This window comes from uncultured Wocania sp. (assembly GCF_964021735.1).
GTDB lineage: Bacteria > Bacteroidota > Bacteroidia > Flavobacteriales > Flavobacteriaceae > Wocania_A.
Map to the genome: position 1 here is coordinate 1 of NZ_CAXIBN010000249.1, position 3410 is coordinate 3410.

The 3410-nt window shown below is 34.0% G+C and carries 4 protein-coding genes; 1 reads left to right on the forward strand and 3 read right to left on the reverse strand.

Features of this window, described 5'->3' with window-relative positions; genetic code table 11:
• The 3 genes from AADI82_RS14485 to AADI82_RS14495 all read right to left on the reverse strand — a co-directional run bounded on the left by AADI82_RS14485 (window position 1) and on the right by AADI82_RS14495 (window position 2014).
• Window positions 1-429, reverse strand: a complete 429-nt coding sequence (locus tag AADI82_RS14485) for a DUF4268 domain-containing protein (RefSeq protein ID WP_341217131.1) — start codon at window positions 427-429, stop codon at window positions 1-3.
• A gap of 81 nt (window positions 430-510) precedes the next feature.
• Entirely contained in the window at window positions 511-1185 is a 675-nt protein-coding gene (locus AADI82_RS14490) for a ZIP family metal transporter (RefSeq protein WP_034044806.1), read from the reverse strand.
• Between the two features lie 97 nt (window positions 1186-1282).
• Window positions 1283-2014 (reverse strand): class I SAM-dependent methyltransferase, encoded by a 732-nt coding sequence (locus tag AADI82_RS14495; protein ID WP_341217132.1) that lies wholly within the window; start codon window positions 2012-2014, stop codon window positions 1283-1285.
• A gap of 239 nt (window positions 2015-2253) precedes the next feature.
• Between AADI82_RS14495 and AADI82_RS14500 the strand changes: the two genes are divergently transcribed.
• Window positions 2254-3410: THUMP domain-containing protein (locus AADI82_RS14500; RefSeq protein ID WP_341217133.1), on the forward strand; the 1157-nt coding region annotated here is incomplete at its 3' end.

Sequence of the window (3410 nt, forward strand, 5' to 3'; positions counted from 1 at the left end):
TTACCCATCAATAACATCTTTATATTCCTCAAAAAAAGCTTCAAATAAATTCATTTTTTCATTAAAGAATTCCATAACATCACGCCATGTGTTTTTATTATGAATCGATACTTTTTCATTTAAAGGCACATAAATTCTTGAAATTTCTTTTTGATTTTCTAACAAGTACTCCTCTTCAAAAATAGCATCTGACAAATATTCATCTAATAAAATCGATTTTAAAGCTTGGAGTTTTTCCCAGTATTTAATGCGGTTTTCTAAATCATCTTCAAGATCTAAAGCCACCAAAGCGGATTTAGTATCAAAATGAAATTTAAAAGAGAATCCTTTTAATTTGGTATCATACAAAACCCATTTCCGTGGAAACGATTTCCCGAAACTTGTCCAGAACTCTTGTCGTAATAATCGCGATTCTTCTTTTGAAAACACTACTTCAGTTAAAAGTTAAATTCTTCACTTTGTTCAGAATTGACATATTATAATATATTTTTGTTTTCCAATAGCCAATAGCTAAATTAAATAAGCCACAACAATACCCAAAATAATGGCAATAAATTTCGATAAATTAAACTTATGTCCTTCGCCACTTTCAAACAAAATGGTAGTAGAAATATGAAAAAATATTCCAATAACAATGGCATTAATAATGTGTGCGTAATCTGCAATGGCTTCCCAAGTATTTGAAATAAAAGTTCCCAACGGAGTCATAGCTGCAAAAACGACTAAAAATCCGGTGATTTGTAATTTGCTAAAATTCGACTGAAATAAAAACATGCTAATTAAAGCAGCAATGGGTATTTTATGCACTAAAACGCCATAAAGCATGTCGTTGTGTTCGTGAATTGGGAAACCTTCTAAAAAGCTGTGAATACACAAACTCACAAATAACAACCATGGAAAATTGGTTTCGTCTTTATGAATATGCACATGCCCATGTTCGGCACCTTTAGAAAAGAGTTCTAAAACAATTTGCAACACAATACCGCACATAATATACAAACCAGTAAGTTTGGTATCTAAATGATTATAAACTTCTGGCAGCAATTCAAAAAGGGTTAATGCCAATAAAAAAGCACCACTAAAAGAGAGCAGGAGCTTGGTATTCCATGTTTTTTTATACTTGCTAAGACTAGCAATAAGCACCCCTAAAACAACAGCTAATACAGGAAATAAAAATTTATTCATTCTAAAAAATAATAACCCACAACAGTGAGCATAATTAAATATCGATTATTAACAAAAAATCAGCAACAGTGATAATAATTAAATGTCGATTATCGACCTATTTGAAAATCATTATTAAACGCTCCGATGTTTTGGCATTAAATTTATGCAATTTATAATCGCCAAAAACATCCAATAAATGTACATTGGCAGCTTCAAACATCGTTTCAAAATCGTTTAAAGTAAACGCTTTAACACGCTCCTGAAAATTATAATTGTTGCCATCCGCAATAAACGAAATATCTTTTATAATATATCCGTCTTCCACATAACGCTTTAAATTAAAGGTAATGCCATCAACCGTTTTAACCTCTTCGGGCACTAAATTATCAATAACAAATTCGCTATTCATAAAATCAATTACCCCAAAACCAAAGTCGTTTAAATTGGCAACAATAGCTTTAATCGTGTTTAAATTGTCTTCATCTTTTTCAAAATACCCAAAACTAGTAAACAAATTAAAAACCGCATCAAACTGTTTATGGTAAGGTTTACACATGTTGTGTACCTCAAAACGGAGACTATTATTTTCAAACTGTTTTGCAAAATTAATACTATTTTCACTCAAATCAACACCCGTAACATCGTAACCAATTTTGTTTAAATACCGTGCGTGTCTGCCTTTGCCACAAGCCAAATCTAAAATAGTACCGCGCTCGGGGATATTCAAATAATTCGTCAACGTATCCATAAACGCATGCGCCTCGGTATCATCCCTATCCTTATATAAAATGTGGTAAAATGGCGTATCAAACCACGACGTAAACCATTTTGTAGTATTATTACTCATCTGTTTTTTTTGGGGTTACCCCCGAGAAAAATGTTCGGGGGTCAGGCTTTCCGCTATATCTTTTTAATACGTCATTGCGAGGACGAAGGACGTGGCAATCTGCCAAATTTTAGTTCTTACCAAAATTACTACTTGTCCGTATTAAAAAGGATACCGCATCAATCCTTAACCCATTATCTGCAATTGCTAGTTAATTTGTGCAAAATTACGTTATTTTTGCAATCTATTCGACGTAAAAAATGGAAGAAAATTTCAACATGGTTGCCAAAACCTTATTTGGTTTTGAAGAACTACTATCAAAAGAACTCACACAACTCGGTGCGCAAGATGTAAAAATAGGGGTGCGTAACGTCGCTTTTTCTGGCGATAAAGGTTTTATGTACAAAGCTAATTTAGCATTGCGTACCGCTGTTAAAATTTTAAAGCCTATACATTCGTTTACCGTAAATAGCGAAAAAGATTTATACGATAAAATCTATGCGATAGATTGGTCGCAATATCTTAAATCAACCGGTACATTAGCGGTTGATGCTACCATCCATTCCGATTTGTTTTCGCATTCATTGTACATTGCGCAAAAAACAAAAGATGCGATAGTCGATAAATTTAGAGATGCTACTGGCGAGCGACCAAACGTCGATTTAAAATTTCCAGACCTAAAAATAAATGTGCATATCGATAGACGACAATGCACCATTTCGTTAGATTCTTCTGGAGATTCTCTGCATAAACGTGGTTATAAAATGGCGACTAATATCGCACCCATAAACGAGGTTTTAGCAGCAGGATTAATTATGTTATCTGGTTGGGACGGGCAATCCGATTTCATGGATCCTATGTGTGGTTCGGGCACTATGCTTATTGAAGCGGCGATGATAGCCTGTAATATTCCACCAAACCTCATGCGAAAAGAATTTGCCTTTGAGCGCTGGCAAGATTGGGATGTTGAATTATTTGAAAAAATTGAAGAATCATTATTGGGTAAAACTCGCGATTTTCATCATAAAATAATAGGTTACGATAAAGCACCAAGTGCGGTAAGCAAAGCTAAAGACAATGTAAAAAACGCTCAATTAGAAGATTTTATAGAAGTTAAGCATGAAGATTTTTTTAAAACCCAAAAAGCTGGCGACGACAAATTACACATGGTATTTAACCCACCGTACGGCGAGCGTTTAAATTTGGATATGGAATCTTTTTATGCAAATATTGGCGATACCCTAAAACAAAATTACCCAGGCACCGATGCTTGGTTTATTACCTCAAACCTTGATGCACTTAAACATGTGGGTTTACGACCATCACGTAAAATACATTTGTTTAACGCCAAACTCGAAGCGCGTTTAGTTAAATATGTGATGTATGAAGGTAGTAAAAAGGGGAAGTATATGAAGTA

What these genes read in the sequence shown, in the direction of transcription:
- AADI82_RS14490 (WP_034044806.1), bottom strand. Translation starts at nt 1,185, where the DNA reads ATGAATAAATTTTTATTTCCTGTATTAGCTGTTGTTTTAGGGGTGCTT.
- AADI82_RS14495 (WP_341217132.1), bottom strand. Translation starts at nt 2,014, where the DNA reads ATGAGTAATAATACTACAAAATGGTTTACGTCGTGGTTTGATACGCCA.